Genomic DNA, 15,934 nt, shown 5'->3' with positions numbered 1-15,934 from the left:
CTCAGCCGGTCGGGGTGAGCACGAGGGTGTTCACGGTCGCGGCATCCACCGCCTTCGGGGAGAAGGCCCAGGGCTTCTGCACACCTGCGGCCCAGTCGGCGGTCTGGTCGGTGTAGTGCGCGTCGAAGGCATGGCCGGATGCTCCGGTCAGGTGGATCCACGTCGAGGAGTCGAAGTCGGAGAGGTCGATCACCATGCGCATCGACGGCACGGTGGTCGTGGCGTAGGAGGTGCCGAGCTTCCAGCCGGTCGCGTTCACGACGGACCCTCCGCCGCCGACGGGGTAGGGCCCGCGGTTGAAGAGCCACTCGATCGGGGCGATGCCGGAGGAGCCGAACGTGGAGGTGGCGAGGCTGAGCGCGTGCAGGTCGCCCCAGTTCCACCGGGAGACGTCGTCGCCCTGCAGCCCGGCGAGCTCGTCGTAGGCCTCCTCGGCGGAGAGGGCCAGCATCTCGTCCATGCCGTCGACCTTCAGCTGAGGGTTCGTCCACAGCGGGTCCGCGGGGTCGTCGAGCAGGGCGGCGACGACGGTGAACAGGCGCCCCTGGCCGTCGATCGGCAGCGGCTGCTCGCGCTCGCCGAAGATGTTCTGCACGAGGTTCGACCACAGCACGTTCGCGTACGCGGCGGCGGCGGAGGTGGCGTCGTTCTGGGCGTCCCAGCCGTCCAGCAGCGCCACCGCCTTCTTCGGACCCGCTCCCTTCACGTCGACGTCGGCGATCGCGGCCGTCAGGCTCTTCGCGATCCACATCTCGTTGTCCATCTGGATGTCGCGCATGTCGGCGGCCGACAGCGGGCCCTCAGCCGCTCGTCGCTCGATCAGATGCGCGATGCGGCCCGCCCGGTAGCCGTAGTCCCAGTCCTTGGTGAGGAAGTGCGCGTAGTCGTCGGTGACGATCGCGTTGTTGGCCGTGACGATGTACCCCGAGCTCGGGTTGTACGACACCGGCAGCTCCTCGAACGGGATGAATCCGGTCCAGTCGTAGGTGCTGTCCCAGCCGGGCTGCGGCATCCATCCGTCTCCGGCCCCGCGGATCGGCAGGCGGCCGGGCGCCTGGTAGCCGATGTTGCCCTCGGTGTCGGCGTAGATGAGGTTCTGCGCCGGCACGTCGAACAGCGATGCCGCACGACGGAAGTCGTCGAAGTCCTTCGCGGTCGAGAGGGCGAAGATCGCGGTCGAAGCCGTGCCGGGGTCGAGGGCGGTCCAGCGCAGGCTGACGGCGTACTCGGTCTCGCTCGACGGGTCGGATGCCGCGGCGCCGCCCGCGCTCAGAGCCGGGTCGGGGTCGTCGGCGAGGGCGGTGAAGTCGTCGACCAGCCCGGAGATGATCGGTCCGTGCACGGTGGAGCGGATCTTCAGGGTGACGTCGTCTCCGCCCGCGACCTTGATCGTCTCGGTGCGCTCCTCGAGGGGCACGAGGGCGCCGTCGCGCCAGTACTGATCGCCGTCGATCTTCTCGATGTACAGGTCGGTGACATCCGTGGTCAGGTTGGTGAAGCCCCACGCGACCTGCTGGTTGTGCCCGATCACGATGCCGGGGAGTCCGGAGAACGAGAACCCGCCGACGTCGAAGGGGCAGCTGTCGGTGACCTTGGCGCACTTGAGCTGCACCTGGTACCAGACCGAGGGGAGCGCCGAGCCGAGGTGGGGGTCGTTCGAGAGCAGCGGGAGGCCGCCCTCGGTGAGGGAGCCCGACACCACCCACGAGTTCGAGCCGATGCCCTCGCCCACGTCGCCGACGAGGAGGCTGGCGGCCTCGATCACGTCGGACGCCTGCTGCCACTCGATCGTCGTGCTCGCCCGCTGCACCTCGTCGCCGGCGCCGTCGGAGGTGTAGGCGACGGCATCCGCGTCCGTCCCCACCGTGGGCACCGTCGAGATCTTGGGCACGATCACCGGGTTCTCGTCGAAGGGATACGGCGGGTAGAGCTGATCGAGCGTCGACGACACCTCGGCGTCGGTCGCGGATCCGTCGGCGAGCTGGGAGGCGAGCAGCGCCCGCTCCGTCTCGTCCTCGACGTTGGTGCGGAGGTCCCACGCCATCGCCTTGAGCCAGGCGACCGAGTCGGCGGGCGTCCACGGCTCGGGCGAGTAGTCGGCGTTCTGCAGACCGAGGACCGCGTACTCGAGGGAGAGGTCGGCGCCGGAGCGCGAGGCGAGGTACGCGTTGACCCCATCGGCGTAGGACTCGTAGTAGCCGCGGGTGGTGTCGTCCATCGCCTCGACCTCGGCTTCGGCGACCTCGCGCCAGCCGAGGGTGCGGAGGAAGGAGTCGGTGCCCACCTGGGACTCCCCGAACATCTCGGCCACGCGGCCGGACGTCACATGGCGGCGGAAGTCCATCTCGAAGAACCGGTCCTGCGCGTGCACGAATCCCTCGGCGTAGAACAGATCATCCGTCGTGTCCGCCGTGATGGTGGGGATGCCGCGCTCGTCGCGCTGCACGGTGACCTCGGACTTGAGCCCGGTGAGCTCGACCGAGCCGTCGGTCTGCGGGAAGGAGCGCTGGATCGTCCACGTGAGGAAGAAGGCGGCGGCGACCGCGATGACGACGACGCCGGCGAGGACGAGGAACGAGATGCGCCCGATGCGGACGGGCAGCGAGGGGCGCGAGGGTGCGGCCGCAGCCGGCGAATCGGTTGTCATCGTCGAGAACTCTTTCGGGTGGCGTCGTGAGACTCAGTCCCACGAGCCCCAGGACGCGTGTCAGTACGCGTTCTCGCATCATACCCAGGGCCGGGGCCCTCAGGGACTCACATGAGCTTCGTGGACGCCAGCGCGCGCAGCAGCTTCTGGTTGAAGCCGATGAGCGGCAGACGCAGCACCAGACCGAGCAGCAGAGCGGGCAGCATGAAGGCGGACAGCCAGCCCAGCGACACCCAGAAGTCGTTGTGGTAGATGCCGGCGATCGCAGAGCGCATCGCGTTGACGGCGTGCGTCGCGGGAAGGAACGGGCTGATGTTCTGGAACCACTGCGGGAGCACCTGCAGCGGGTAGGCGCCACCGGAACTGGAGATCTGCACGACGAGCATCAGCACGGCCAGCGCCTTCCCCGCGTTCCCGAACGTCACCACGAACGTGTAGACGATCAGGGTGAACACCAGCGACATCACCCAGCCGGTCAGGATGAGCAGGAACGGATGCTTCGGCTCCACCTGAGTGAACAGCACGCTGCCGAGGCACACCAGGGAGCTCTGCAGGAACCCGACGACCGCGAAGATGCCGAACCGGCCGAGATACGTCTGGGTGGGGGAGAGCGCCGGCAGGCCGGAGCCCTCGCCACGAGGAGGGTCGACGCGGATCGACACCGAGATCAACAGCGCTCCGACCCACAGTGCGAGGGTCGTGTAGAGCGGGGTCATGGCGGCGCCGAAGCTCACGACCGAGTAGACGGGCAGCCGCTTGAGCTCGACGGGCTCGGCGAGATGGGTGGCGAGCGCATGCGGGTCCGCGCCGATCAGCGCGGTGAGCTCGCTGAGGTCGCCGGTGTCGATGGCCTTCGTCAACGCGGCGGCGAGAGCGTCGAATCGATCGGCGGTCTCGGTGAGCGAGCCCGAGATCTCGGTCGTCAACGACTCGGCGTTCGTCAGCGCCGTGCGCAGCGAGTCCGAGCCGGAGAGCGAGTCGGCCACGGAGGAGAGATCGGACTCGATCGAGTCGATGCTGCCGCCGATGGTCGAGAGGGTGTCGGCGAGGGCGTCGAGCTTCGGCCGCAGGCTGCCCGTGTACGCGTTCCGCGCATCCTCCACGGCCGCTTTCGCGCTCGCGATCAGCGCCGTGATCTCCTGGTGCCGGCCCTGGACGTCGGCGTTCGTGTCGGTGATGTCCGTCGCGGTCTGCACGAGGCTGTCGTGCAGGTCCTGCTGCCGGACGATGGCGGCCTCGATCCGCGATACGGCGCGGTCGAACTCGTCCAGCGTCGCCGGGGGCAGCTGCGGACGGACGTCGTTCACGAGGGTGTCGCGCAGGGCCTGGTACTGGTCGATCTGCGTCTGGACCCGCGTCGCGACGGCGCCGACGGCCCCGGCGGCGTCGCCCGACTGGGTGCTCATCGACGCGAACACGTCGTCGATGCTGTCGGCGACGGCCTGGTAGCTGTCGGCCGTGCCGGACAGGGCGTCGCCGAGCGACGCCGTGGTGGATGTGAGGACGTCCTTCAGCGTTCGGGCGGCATCCGTTCCTCCGCCCAGTGCGCCGGTGGCGTCGTGGAGCGCATCACCGGATGCCGTCGCCAGCGCCGACGCGCTGTCGACCAGCGGCCGGCTCGAGGCGATCAGGGAGGTGAACATGTCGGCCGTCGCCGACCCGGAACGCAGCTGCGCGGCGACCTGGCTGACGTGGGCCTGCAGTCGGGACAGCATCGCCTGGGTGTCGGCGTCGTCGAGGTAGCCGGAGAGCGACGTGATGATGTTCAGCGCCGCCTCGCTGAGGGTCTCCGTGAACACCTCGTTGATGCTCGTCGTGACCTCCCCCGCGCCCTGCTCGGTGATCTTGGGGGCGAGGGCGTTCTTCTTCTCGTTGGTGTAGTACTCGATCGAGGTGCGCTCGGAGCCGTTCGAGTAGAACGTCATCATGTCGGCGCTGAAGCTCGGCGGGAGCACGATCGCGGCGTAGTACTCGCCCGACTTCGCGCCGTCGATCGCCTTCTCCTCCGAGGTGATCACCCAGTTCAGATCGTCGTTCGCCCGCAGCGCCGACAGCACCTGCTCGCCGACGTTGATGCGGAGCGGGATGAGATCGCTCTGATACCCGTCATCGGTGTTGGCGACGGCGACGGTGAGGTTCTTGGTGTTGTCGAACGGGTTCCAGCTCGCGATCACGTTGAACCAGGTGAACAGCGAGGGGATGACGACGAGGCCGAACAGCACGATGACCGTCATGACGTTGCTCGTCGCCCGCCGCAGGTCGAACAGGAAGACGCTCAGGATGTTCTTCACTTGTCGTCCTCCCCGTCGTGCGCGTCGTGGCCGGTCTCCGGCGGGTCCGTCTTCTCGGCGTCGATCGGTCCGGCATCCGTCTCGGTCTGCAGGGGCTCCGCGTCCGCGTCGGCGTCTGCCTCTGCCTGTGCGTCGAGCGTCTCGGCGGGGGGAGCCTCGGCGTCGGGCTCGCGATCGATGTCGTCGGCGATGAACAGCTCCTCCAGGACGGCCGTGTCGTCGGCCGCGTCATCGACGACGGCATCCGGCCGCTCCAGCACGGCGGTGCGAGCGGGTGAGGCCTCTGCGCCCGCGTGGGGGACGGCGTCGGCCAGCAGGAGCGCCCCGCGGCCGTTCTCGACGACGAGAGCCTCGCGCAGGTCTGTTTCGGGCAGGTCGGCCACCTCGGCGGCCTGATGGATGCTCTGCTTGACGTACTCCAGCGTCACCAGGAAGGCGATGAGGATCAGGCACCACAGCGCGCCCAGGCCGAGCATCGTCGCCTTCGCGCCAGGGGTGAGCCACGCGGCGAGGCCGAGAAGGGCCATCCCTCCGACGCCGACGATCAGCGTGAGGCGCAGCACCGTCGGATACCGATCGGTGAACCGCCGGGCGCGCTGCGCGACCTCCGCGCGGTAGCCGTCGCCGTCGGTCAGGGCACGGATGATCTCCGGCGTGCGCCGGCGGCCGGTGATCTGCACGTCTTCGCTCACGAACAGCTGGCTCTCGGCGAGGCGGGTGTTGAACAGCAGCGCGAAGTTGCCCAGCCGGCGGCGCAGGAACAGCCCGAGCACGAAGGCCAGTGCGACGAAGACGGCCAGCGCTCCCATGAACCGCCAGTAGTGGCCGCCGTAGAAGCCGCTGATTGTCTCGCGCAGTGCGTCGATGCCGTACGTGAACGGCAGGAACGGGTACAGCCCGCGGAAGAAGTCCGGCATCATCTCGATCGGGTACAGCCCCGATGCGCCAGGGATCTGGAAGATCACCAGCAGGATGCACAGGCCCTTGCCGACGATGCCGAAGCACACCGACAGCGCGTAGATGATGCTGAGGTAGGCCAGGCCGATCAGCACGCCGGTTCCGACGAAGGCGAACGGGTTCGCGGTCTGGACGCCGATGACGAGGTTGCCCACGCAGACGAGCACGGCCTGGAACACGGCGATCGACGCCAGCAGCATCCAGCGCCCGAGGTACGCCTGCCGCACCGAGACCCCCTCGACCCCTTCGGTGTCGACCTCGAGCCGCATGATGACCATCAGCACGAACGCGCCGATCCACAGCGACAGGTTGGTGAACAGTGCGGCCATGGCCGATCCGTATGACTTCGTCGGGAACAGCACGTTCTCCTCGACCTCGACGGGTGAGGCCATGAACCGGGCGATCTGGTCGGCGTCCAGTCCGCTGATCGTGCTGAGCCTGTTCCAGATGTCGGCGGCACTGAGCGCCAGGATGTCGGTGCGCACCCCGCCGAGGCCGGACTGCGCGGCGGCGAGGTTGTCGTCGAGAGCGGTGAGCGCCGCGGTGGTCGACGTGAGCTGGGTCTTGAGGCCGGCGAGCAGGCCCTGCGCCTGCGTCAACTGGGTGCGCTGGGCGCCCAGAGCGGCCGAGAAGGAATCCGCGCTGGACGACAGCACCGACATCGCGTGGTTGAGCTGAGGGATGCTCTGCGTGAGCGCATCCCGGATGGCGCCGGCCGAGGTCGCCGCCGTGCCGACGGCGGCGTCGACGGCATCCGCCGAGGCCGTGACGGAGTCGATCGTGGAGGAGACGTCGGTGTTCAGCTGCTTCAGCTGTGCGAGCACCTGCGCGTCTGCGGTGTTGCGCTCCTGCAGGGCGGAGATCGCCTCGCTCAGCCGCTGAGCGGCGTCGGATCCCGGGGTGGTCTCGTCGAGCGCCGCCTGGAGTTCGTCGAGGGCCTTGGCGTTGGAGTCGATGACCGCGGAGAGGTCGCTGATCGCCCCGCCCACCGCGACGTTCGCCTTGTGCAGGCCCGTCGACAGCGTGGCGATCGAGGTGTTCATCTTCGATGACGCGTCGGCGAGCAGGGTGGCGCCGGAGACGTAGGCGGAGGTCACCTCATCGGTGAACGCGAGCAGCTCCTGCTGCGCCTCTGCGGCGATCTTCTGCGCCTGGGCGACGGCGCTCTGCACCTCTCCGAGGGTCTTGTCGACATCGCGCAGCGCGACCGCGGCGCTGTCGATTCCGGACTGGGCGCCGGTCAGGCCGGTCTGCAACTCCGTGATGCGCTGGCGGGCGGTGTCGACCTTGCCGACGGCGTCGTCGAGGGCCGCGACCGTTCCGTCGCGTGCATCCCCGAGCCTGGCCTCGGCGTCTCCTCCCGCGTTCTTCAGCTGCTCGGTGACGGCCTCGGCGACGACGGACACGAAGGTGCTGTTGATCTGGGTGTCGAGCGTCGAGGCGCCGACATCGGTGATCTTCGGGGCGATCGCGTTCGCCTTCTCGTTGACGAAGTACTGCAGAGCGGGGCGGTGGAAGTCGCCGGTGGTGATGCTGACGAAGTCGCGGCTGAAGTCCGCGGGGATGATGATCGCCGCGTAGCTCTTCCCGCTCCGTACGGCATCCATGGCCTCGTCCTCGTCGACGAACTCCCACCCGAGCTGGTCGTTCTCCTTGAGCTGGCCGACGAGCTCGCCACCGACGTCGATGTGTCCGGTGAGGTCGGAGGTCGCGCCCTCGTCCTGATTGACGATCGCGACGGAGACGTTCTGCGTGTTCGAGTACGGGTCCCAGAAGGCGATGATGTTGAACCACGCGTAGAGGGACGGCGTGACGATGACGCCGACGATGATGATCCACGCCTTGCTCACGCGTGCGATGCGGCGGACGTCGCGCCGGAAGACGCTCAGCGAGTTGTGCATCGTGCCCCCTCCGGTGCGCTCATCGTCGTGTCGAGCGCAGTTCTCCACGTGACATCTCTCATGATGGGGCCTCTGTCGTGATGATGTCGGGATGAGCGGCGAGCAGGGCGTCGACCTCTCGCCAGGAGAGCCCGGCGATGCTGAGGACGGCGCGGACGGCGAGGTTCGATGCGCCCTCGCTCGTGGCGTCCGTGCGGGCGATCGCCGTGCGGGCGGTCTCCTCGATCAGCCGCGCGAGGGTGGGGGCGGCGAGGTCGGTGCGGAAGCTCCCGTCCTCCTGCCCGCGTGTCACGAGGTTCGCGACCGTGCGGCGCAGCGGGACGAGGGCGTCGGCGGTGTGCTCGACGTGGGCCTCGTCGAGGGCGAGCGCCGCGGCGACCTGCACGTGCGCGGCCTCGCGCCAGAGGCGGGCGGCGAGACGGGCGAGGGCGATGCGGCAGTCGGGGTCCGACACCGATTCGGCGATCGCGTTGAACCGCTGGGCGCCGCTGGAGATGATCTCGCGGATCAGGGCGTCGCGGTCGTCGAAGTGCCCGTAGAGGGTGCGACGCGAGAGGCCGGCGCTCCGGGCGATCACGTCGACGGAGGCGTGCGGGTCGCTCGCCAGCGTCGAGCGGGCGGCGTCCAGGATGCCGGCGCGGTTCTCCACGGCATCGCGGCGGGGTGCACGGGTGGTCATGTCACTATCGTAACTTATAGTGCACAGTCTTGTGCAAGTTAATGGGGTGGACTCACAGGCAGTCAGTTCTGACGGGTCAACGGTATCGGGGCAGTCGGTTCGAGGGGTGCCGAGCGTGGCGCCGTGCCACAGTGAGAGGGCAGGTCGGGCGAAGGATCCTCGAGCCGAGGGCGGACGATCCCGCTTTGATATATCGCCGTGGCGGAGCGGCATCCGAATGCGGTAGTTTCCCCGTGGGGGGCGTAGTGCCGCACGCATCCACCTGGGGAGTTCGAGAGCATGAAAGCGCGCATCGCCATCATCGACGACCACCCGGCGGTGGCCCTGGGGGTCACGGCGATCATCAACTCCCATCCCGACCTGCACGTCGTCGCCAGCGCATCCACCGCGGCCGCCGTGCTCGCGCGGGGCGGGAGAATCGACCTGATCCTGCTCGACCTCCAGCTCGCCGACGGCTCAACGCCGGCCGAGAACATGCGCCTGCTCTCCCGCACCGGGGCTCCTGTCCTCGCCTACACCAGCGGCGAGCAGCCGCGGCTCGTGCGCGAGGCGGCGAAGGCGGGCGTCGCGGGGATGATCCGCAAGTCGGAGGTGCCGGTCGCGCTGGTGCGCTCGGTGCTCACGGTGCTGAGCGGGGGCCAGGTGGCGACCCCCGACTGGGCGGCCGCTCTCGTCGAGGACCGTGCCTTCGTCAGCGCCCATCTCAGCGCCAGGGAGGCGGAGGTCCTCGCGCTCTACGCCTCGGGTGAGACCGCGGATCGCGTCAGCGCGGCGCTCTTCATCTCCCGCGACACGGTGCTCGATCACATCCGCCGCATCCGCACGAAGTACGCATCCGTCGATCGCGCGGCGCCGACCAAGGTCGACCTCTTCCGTCGCGCCGTCGAAGACGGCCTGGTCGAGCGAGACGGCTGATGCGGGGCGCCTCCGCGGCGACGGTGCGGGCGAATCGTCAGGTGGGGTGGCTCATCACCCTGTGCTCCGCGCTCGCCGTGATCTCGATCCTGTTCGTCGGCAGCCCCGAGCCTCCGCTCGTCGCGCAGTTCGACGACTTCGCCGAGTGGTGGACGGCCCTCGGCCTGCTGGCGGTCGTCGCCTTCCTCCTGCTCGCCGCGCTGGGCCGGGTGCTCCCGATGAGCGTGCTGCGGGTCGCCTGGCCGAGCGCCTCCCTGCTCGTGATCGGACTGCAGCTGCTGTCCTTCGCGGCCTACCGCGGCGCCGACCCTGCGGTGATCCCGTGGGTGTGGCTGCTGGAGCCGACGGCGGTCAGCCTGCTCGCCGTCTCCTTCCGCGCCCCGCTCGCGTTCTCCCTGTCGGTCGGATCCGGCGCGACCGTCGCCCTCTCCTCGTGGATCTTCACCGGCGGCGTCTCCGAGGCCGTCGCGGTCGCCACCCCGGTGCACATGAGCAACATCGGATTCACGGTGATCCTCTACGGCATCCGCAACGCCCTGGCGAACCTGCACGAGTCCGAGACCGCCGCGCGCGAGGCCGCCGAGCTGCAGGCGCGCAGCGACGCCAGAGCCCACCGCAGGGCCGAGCTGAGCCGCTTCGTCCACGACGACGTGCTGTCGGTGTTCACCGCCGCGCTCCTGTTCCGCGGTCCGGCGCCCGACATCCTCCGGCAGGAGGCCCTGCACGCGCTGACCGTGCTGGATGCGGCGTCATCGGATGCCGACACCGCCCAGGTCGACGGGCGAGCGGCATCCGATCAGCTGCGCGTCCGCCTGGAGCGGGTGGCGCCGACGGCGAGGATGGTCGCGTCCGGTGACGATCAGGTCGTCTCGGTGCGGGCGCTCGCCGCGGTGATGGGCGCCGCGGCCGAGGCGCTGCGCAACGCCGTGAGGCACGCGCAGGCGCAGAACATCGACGTGGACGTCCGCGTCGAGGGCGGCGCGATCAGGGCGGTGGTGCGCGACGACGGCGTCGGATTCGACGCGGCCAGCGCCGCCGCCGGCCGTCTCGGCCTCTCCGGGAGCATCGTGGGGCGGATGAGCGACGTCGCCGGCGGGAGCGCCGAGGTCAGGTCGGCGCCGGGTGACGGGACGGAGGTGATCCTGACGTGGATGCCGTGAACACGACGGGCACCGGGGCGTCGGGGCTCGCATCGCGCGCCGCCCGCTGGGTGATGGTCGCGGTATGGGCGAGCGGTGTGGCCAGCGGAGTCCTCGCCGGTCACTTCTCGCCGCCGCGCCCGCTGCTGATGCTCGCCTATCTCGTCGCGCTCGCCGGCGCCGTCCTGCTGACGGATCCGCGGGACCGTCCGCTCACGGGGCTCAGGGCGCTGAGCATCCCCGCCGCGACGCTGTCGATCACGCTCCTCGTGCTGATCGAGGGCACCGCGGCGAAGGACGTCTGGCTCATCGACTACGCGGCATACCTCGTCGCGCTCCAGGTCGCCCGCGGAAACCTCGTGACGGGTCTGAGCGGGACGGCGCTGCAGGTCGCCGCGGTGCTGATCTGGGCGGAGATCGGAGGGCAGGACGCCGGCGGAGTGGCCAACATGCTCGCGATCCCGGTGTCGGTCGCCGTGCTCGGGCTCCTGTGGCGGGGCATCCTGCGCGGGATGGTCGGCCGCGAGAGGAGGCATCGTTCGGCGGCTGCCGAGTCGGAGCGCATGACGCGGGCGCTGGATGCGGCGTCCGGCGACCTGCAGCGCGAGCTCGATGCGATCCGTGCGCAGGTCTCGCCCACGCTGAGGATGCTGCGCGACGGCGGCGAGCTCACGGAGGAGGCGCTCACCGGCATCCGCATCCTGGAGGGCGCGATCCGCGACCGCATCCGCTCTCCGCGCCTGCAGCATCCCGCGCTGAACGCGGCGGCGGCCCAGGCCAGGGCTCGTGCCGTGTCGATCACGATGCTCTCCGATGCGGAGGACGAGCGCGTTCTCGGCGATGCCGCGGCCACCAGGGTGGCGCAGCTGGTGACGGAGGCGCCGTCGGGTGCGACGGCGGTGATCACCGTCGGAGGGGAGCAGCAGGACGCGGTCACGGTCGTGCTCGACGTCGAGGGGACGCACCACAGACACGTCGTCGTCGACGCCGACCCCGCGCGCTGACCCTGAGCCGTCCAGGACTCCGGAGAATCGTGGATTCGGCGGGGCCGTTCGGCGCGTTCTCCGCGGAGAGACCAGCCGCCGGTGGCGGAGGTCAGGCAGATCTCCGGAGTTCTGGCGGCCCGATCGCGGAGCCGACGCTGAAGAGGGGGGGGCGGATGCCGCAGCATCCGCCCCCTCTTCAGCGACTGAGGTGTCAGTCGGTGCCGGAGTCGAAGGCGGCGCCCTCTGACGCCGTGTCCACGGCGTCAGCCAGCGTCTCGTCGGCCTCGGAGACCGAGCCCTCGACGGCGCCGGTGATCTCGGTGGACTCGCCCGCGGTCACGCGTCCGACCAGCTCACCGGTCGCACCGCCGACGAGGCCGAGGCCCGCGTACTGCTCCAGGCGTGCACGCGAGTCGGCGATGTCGAGGTTGCGCATCGTGAGCTGGCCGATCCGGTCGACGGGGCCGAAGGCGGCGTCGCCGACGCGCTCCATCGACAGCTTCTCGGGGCCGTAGGAGAGGTTCGGGGAGACCGTGTCGAGGATGGTCCAGTCGTCGCCGCGGCGCAGGCGGATCGTGACGGAACCGGAGATCGTGAGGCCGACCCAGCGCTGGATCGACTCGCGCAGCATGAGCGACTGCGGCTCGAGCCAGCGGCCCTCGTACATGAGGCGGCCGAGGCGGCGACCCTGCTCGTGGTACGTCGCGAGGGTGTCCTCGTTGAGGATGCCGTTGACCAGGCGCTCGTAGGCGATGAACAGCAGCGCCATGGCCGGGGCCTCGTAGATGCCGCGCGACTTCGCCTCGATGATGCGGTTCTCGATCTGGTCGCTCATGCCGAGGCCGTGGCGTCCGCCGATGCGGTTGGCCTCGTGGACGAGCTCGACCGGGTCGGTGTACTCGACGCCGTTGATGGCGACGGGGCGGCCGGCCTCGAAGGTGACGGTGACGTCTTCGGTCTCGATGGCGACCGAAGGGTCCCAGAACTTGACGCCCATGATCGGGTCGACGGTCTCGAGCGAGACGTTCAGGTGCTCGAGCGTCTTGGCCTCGTGCGTCGCGCCCCAGATGTTCGCGTCGGTCGAGTACGCCTTCTCGGCGGAGTCGCGGTAGGGGAAGCCGTGCTCGACGAGCCAGTCGCTCATCTCCTTGCGGCCGCCGAGCTCGGTGACGAAGTCGGCGTCCAGCCACGGCTTGTAGATGCGGAGGCGCGGGTTCGCGAGCAGGCCGTAGCGGTAGAACCGCTCGATGTCGTTGCCCTTGTAGGTGGAGCCGTCGCCCCAGATGTCGACGCCGTCCTCCTTCATGGCGCGCACGAGCATCGTGCCGGTGACGGCGCGGCCGAGGGGCGTGGTGTTGAAGTAGGTCTTGCCGCCGGAGCGGATGTGGAACGCGCCGCAGGCGAGGGCGACGAAGCCCTCCTCGACCAGCGCGGTCTTGGCGTCGACGAGGCGGGCGACCTCTGCCCCGTACTCGAGCGCGCGCCCGGGGATCGACTCGATGTCGTCTTCGTCGGGCTGTCCGAGGTCTCCGGTGTAGGTGCACGGGACGGCGCCCTTGTCGCGCATCCATGCGACGGCGACGGAGGTGTCGAGTCCTCCGGAGAAGGCGATGCCGACGCGCTCGCCGACGGGCAGGGACTGGAGAACCTTGGACATGCTTCCCAGTCTATCGGCGGCGTGTCGGCTGTTTCGGCGGGCGGGTGGATGCCGTCGGATCGGGCGTCTGCGCGCCAGGCGACGTGCATGTTTGACTGGGCTCATGGATGATCTTCCCCAGAGCGTCGTCATCGGCGGCGCAGAGTTCTCGCGTGTCGACTCCGACGATTCGATCGCGTGCTGGACGTCGACGAGCGATGTCGACGGGAGCAGGTCCTGGTCGGTGAGCATCGTCATCGAGCCCGCGGCCGCGCCGGATGCCGCGGTGCGCGAGCGTGCGGCGACCGTGTGCTCGGGCTGGGAGGAGTACGTCGAGATCGCCGCCGACTACCTGCTCGAACGGCTTCGTGAGCCGCAGTTCGCCCTCGAACCCTCCGAGCTCGTGAAGCTGGACCCCGCGGAGCCCCCGTTCGACGCGCCTGAGGCGGTGATCTGGGGCGATGGATCCTGGATGCTGCGTTTCGCCGAGTCGAGCCTGGAGATGGCCGACCCGTTCGGCATCGGGGTGCGCTTCGAGGGGACGACCGCGACCGCGGTCGAGGACCTGTCGGACGCCGACCCGGTCTGAGCCGCTCGGCTCCTGGAGGGGCGTGCATCCGCCAGACGGCGGTGAGAGCCCTGCGGATCCGCCCCGGTTGGCGGGTTCCGCGTGGCGAGGATGGGCAGGATTCTGGCTGAACACCGCCGAGGTGGCGAGTGAGGACGAAGGAGTTCACATGACCGACACGATCGCGCGACCGCCGTTCGACCCCGAGCTCGAGGCGGCGCTGCTGCTCGCGGGGGGAGAGATCCCGACGACGCTCAACCTCGAGATGATCCCGTTCATGCGCGAGTCCATCGTCAGCGGTGAGGACCAGATGGCCGACCTTCTCGCTTCGCGAGGTTTCGTCTCGCGCGACGTCACCATAGCGGGGCACGGCGGCGACGAGATCGTCGTGAGCGTCGTGCAGAAGCAGGGGCGCACCGGTGTCGGCCCCGGCATCTTCCACACGCACGGCGGCGGGATGATCATCGGCAACCGCTGGCTCGGAGTCGACGGGTTCCTCGACTGGGCAGAGCGCTTCAACGGTGTCATCGTCACCGTCGAGTACCGGCTCGCACCGGAGTTCCCCGATCCGTACCCCGTCGAGGACTGCTACGCGGGCCTCCGCTGGACCGCGGAGCATGCCGACGAGCTCGGCATCGATCCGCGCCGGATCGTCATCGCCGGGGGCAGCGCGGGCGGTGGACTCGCGGCGGGTGCGGCGCTTCTGGCGCGGGACCGCCGCGGCCCTGCGCTGCTCGGCCAGATGCTCCTCTATCCCATGCTCGACGACCGCGATGAGACCGTCTCGACGCGGCAGATCGACGGCGTGGGCCTCTGGGATCGCGGATCGAACGTCCTGGGATGGACGGCGCTGCTCGGTGATCGCAAGGGCACGGCCGAGGTGTCGATCTACGCCGCTCCGGCGCGGGCGGCCGATCTCGCAGGGCTCCCGCCCGCCTTCATCGACTGCGGCAGCGCCGAGGTGTTCCGTGACGAGGACGTCGCCTACGCCACCCGACTGTGGGAGGCGGGTGTGCAGGCCGAGCTCCACGTCTGGGCCGGCGGATTCCACGCCTTCGAGGCCTTCGCCCCCCAGAGCGCCGTGGCTCAGGCCATGCTCGCGGCTCGCGACAACTGGATGAACCGCCTGCTGGGAGCGTGATCATCACCCTGCGTCGGTCGTCGTGACCGGCGTAGGGTGGAATCCCCGCGCGATGGAGCCCGACATGCAAGACCTGCTGGGGCGGCTCACCGCCCTCGATCCGGATGCGAGCGAGACCCTCAAGGTCGTCTCCTACTTCGATGCACTCGTCGCGCGTTCGGTGGGTGTCGAGAGCATGCTGCGTGGCGCGGCGGTGCTCAGCGGCGCGACCGTCGGCCACCGCGACGGCCATCAGACCGTGCGTGTGCGTGCGGACGGGGTGCGCATCGACCCTGACGGGCTCGGCGAGCCGTGGCCGACGCGGAAGAGCGGACCGGATGCCGTGGCGTGGATCGAGCGCGAGGGAGAGCCGCACTCGAACGACGCGATGATCCTCGAACGGCTCGTCCTCGCACTCGGAATCATCCGAGCGCGGCGGACGATCGGACAGGAGAGCGCTGTCGAGCTGGCGATCAGCTCTTACGCGGGCGACGAGGAGCGCGCGGGAGCCGTGTCGCGTCTCCGCCTGGGAGAGGCCCCGCTGCGGGTGGTCGCCTCTCCGCCGGATCCGGCGCCACTGCCACAGCATCCGTCAGCCGTCGTGGCCACCAGGCATGGCCTGACCAGGGCGACGATTCTGCACTCCGGCATCGAGCCGATGGAGGCGTGGCGCGATCGTATGGCCCCGCGCCTCGGGATCGGGCTGACCACGGGCGCTGCGTCGACTCTGCCGACGTCGTGGTCGGCGGCGCTCATCGCCGTGCGCCTGACCAGCGAGGCAGACCCGGTGGTCGACGCCGCCGATCTGGGCGCGGCGCTGCTCCTGGCTGAGGCGGCGGACTCCACCCCGCCGCATCCGGATGCGGAAGCGCTCGCCTGCCTCGATGCTCGCAGCCTGGAACTGCTGGACGCCGTCGCCGATGAGCGCAGCGTCCGTGCGGCATCGGTCCGGCTCGGCCGGCATCACTCGAGCGTTCAGGAGCGGCTCACGGCGCTGATCGACGTCCTGGGGTACGACCCGAGGGCACCGCGGGGCCACACCCGGTACGCCCTCGCTCGGATGCTCCTCACCCTCTCCCGCTGAACCGGCTGAGG

General features: G+C 69.8%; 11 protein-coding genes. 6 read left to right on the top strand and 5 right to left on the bottom strand.

All coding sequences use genetic code 11. The annotated features are described in order from the left end of the window. Position 1: 1 nt before the first annotated feature. The 4 genes from MRBLWH10_RS16235 to MRBLWH10_RS16220 form a co-directional block, all read right to left on the bottom strand. Positions 2–2,647, bottom strand: coding sequence for a penicillin acylase family protein (locus MRBLWH10_RS16235; RefSeq protein ID WP_341940713.1), 2,646 nt, complete (start codon positions 2,645–2,647; stop codon positions 2–4). Positions 2,648–2,754: 107 nt separating this feature from the next. Further along, positions 2,755–4,938: a YhgE/Pip domain-containing protein gene (locus tag MRBLWH10_RS16230; RefSeq protein ID WP_341940712.1), complete on the bottom strand. Its 2,184-nt coding sequence runs from the start codon at positions 4,936–4,938 to the stop codon at positions 2,755–2,757. Further along, entirely contained in the window at positions 4,935–7,796 is a 2,862-nt protein-coding gene (locus tag MRBLWH10_RS16225) for a YhgE/Pip domain-containing protein (protein ID WP_341940711.1), read from the bottom strand. Before MRBLWH10_RS16225 ends, MRBLWH10_RS16230 begins: the two co-directional genes overlap by 4 nt. Positions 7,797–7,854: 58 nt before the next feature. Further along, positions 7,855–8,475 carry a TetR/AcrR family transcriptional regulator gene (locus MRBLWH10_RS16220; RefSeq protein ID WP_341940710.1) on the bottom strand — a complete coding sequence of 207 codons (621 nt, stop codon included), beginning with the start codon at positions 8,473–8,475 and terminating at the stop codon, positions 7,855–7,857. A 279-nt stretch (positions 8,476–8,754) separates the two neighbouring features. Between MRBLWH10_RS16220 and MRBLWH10_RS16215 the strand changes: the two genes are divergently transcribed. The 3 genes from MRBLWH10_RS16215 to MRBLWH10_RS16205 are packed head-to-tail and all read left to right on the top strand — an operon-like array spanning position 8,755 to position 11,533. Further along, complete coding sequence (locus MRBLWH10_RS16215) at positions 8,755–9,390, top strand: response regulator (RefSeq protein ID WP_341940709.1); 636 nt, start codon at positions 8,755–8,757, stop codon at positions 9,388–9,390. Then, a complete protein-coding gene (locus MRBLWH10_RS16210; RefSeq protein ID WP_341940708.1) occupies positions 9,390–10,550 on the top strand; it encodes an ATP-binding protein in 1,161 nt (386 codons plus the stop codon). Before MRBLWH10_RS16215 ends, MRBLWH10_RS16210 begins: the two co-directional genes overlap by 1 nt. Continuing rightward, positions 10,538–11,533 carry a hypothetical protein gene (locus tag MRBLWH10_RS16205; protein WP_341940707.1) on the top strand — a complete coding sequence of 332 codons (996 nt, stop codon included), beginning with the start codon at positions 10,538–10,540 and terminating at the stop codon, positions 11,531–11,533. Before MRBLWH10_RS16210 ends, MRBLWH10_RS16205 begins: the two co-directional genes overlap by 13 nt. 193 nt (positions 11,534–11,726) lie before the next feature. Here the strand turns inward: MRBLWH10_RS16205 and argG are convergent, their stop codons facing one another. Continuing rightward, on the bottom strand, positions 11,727–13,172 hold the full coding sequence (gene argG, locus MRBLWH10_RS16200) for an argininosuccinate synthase (protein WP_105673498.1): 1,446 nt from the start codon (positions 13,170–13,172) through the stop codon (positions 11,727–11,729). Between the two features lie 103 nt (positions 13,173–13,275). Here argG and MRBLWH10_RS16195 point away from each other — a divergent pair, with 103 nt between their 5' ends. From MRBLWH10_RS16195 to MRBLWH10_RS16185, 3 genes are all read left to right on the top strand, one after another. Further along, on the top strand, positions 13,276–13,740 hold the full coding sequence (locus MRBLWH10_RS16195; RefSeq protein ID WP_341940706.1) for a hypothetical protein: 465 nt from the start codon (positions 13,276–13,278) through the stop codon (positions 13,738–13,740). A gap of 148 nt (positions 13,741–13,888) precedes the next feature. Next, positions 13,889–14,860, top strand: coding sequence for an alpha/beta hydrolase (locus MRBLWH10_RS16190; RefSeq protein WP_341940705.1), 972 nt, complete (start codon positions 13,889–13,891; stop codon positions 14,858–14,860). A 64-nt stretch (positions 14,861–14,924) separates the two neighbouring features. Continuing rightward, positions 14,925–15,923, top strand: a complete 999-nt coding sequence (locus tag MRBLWH10_RS16185; RefSeq protein ID WP_258132511.1) for a hypothetical protein — start codon at positions 14,925–14,927, stop codon at positions 15,921–15,923. The last annotated feature ends 11 nt before the right edge of the window (positions 15,924–15,934 follow it).

It is taken from the genome of Microbacterium sp. LWH10-1.2 (genome assembly GCF_038397765.1).
Lineage (GTDB): Bacteria > Actinomycetota > Actinomycetes > Actinomycetales > Microbacteriaceae > Microbacterium > Microbacterium natoriense.
The sequence above is the reverse complement of the archived record's forward strand: the minus strand, read 5'-3'. Positions and strand labels throughout refer to the sequence as shown.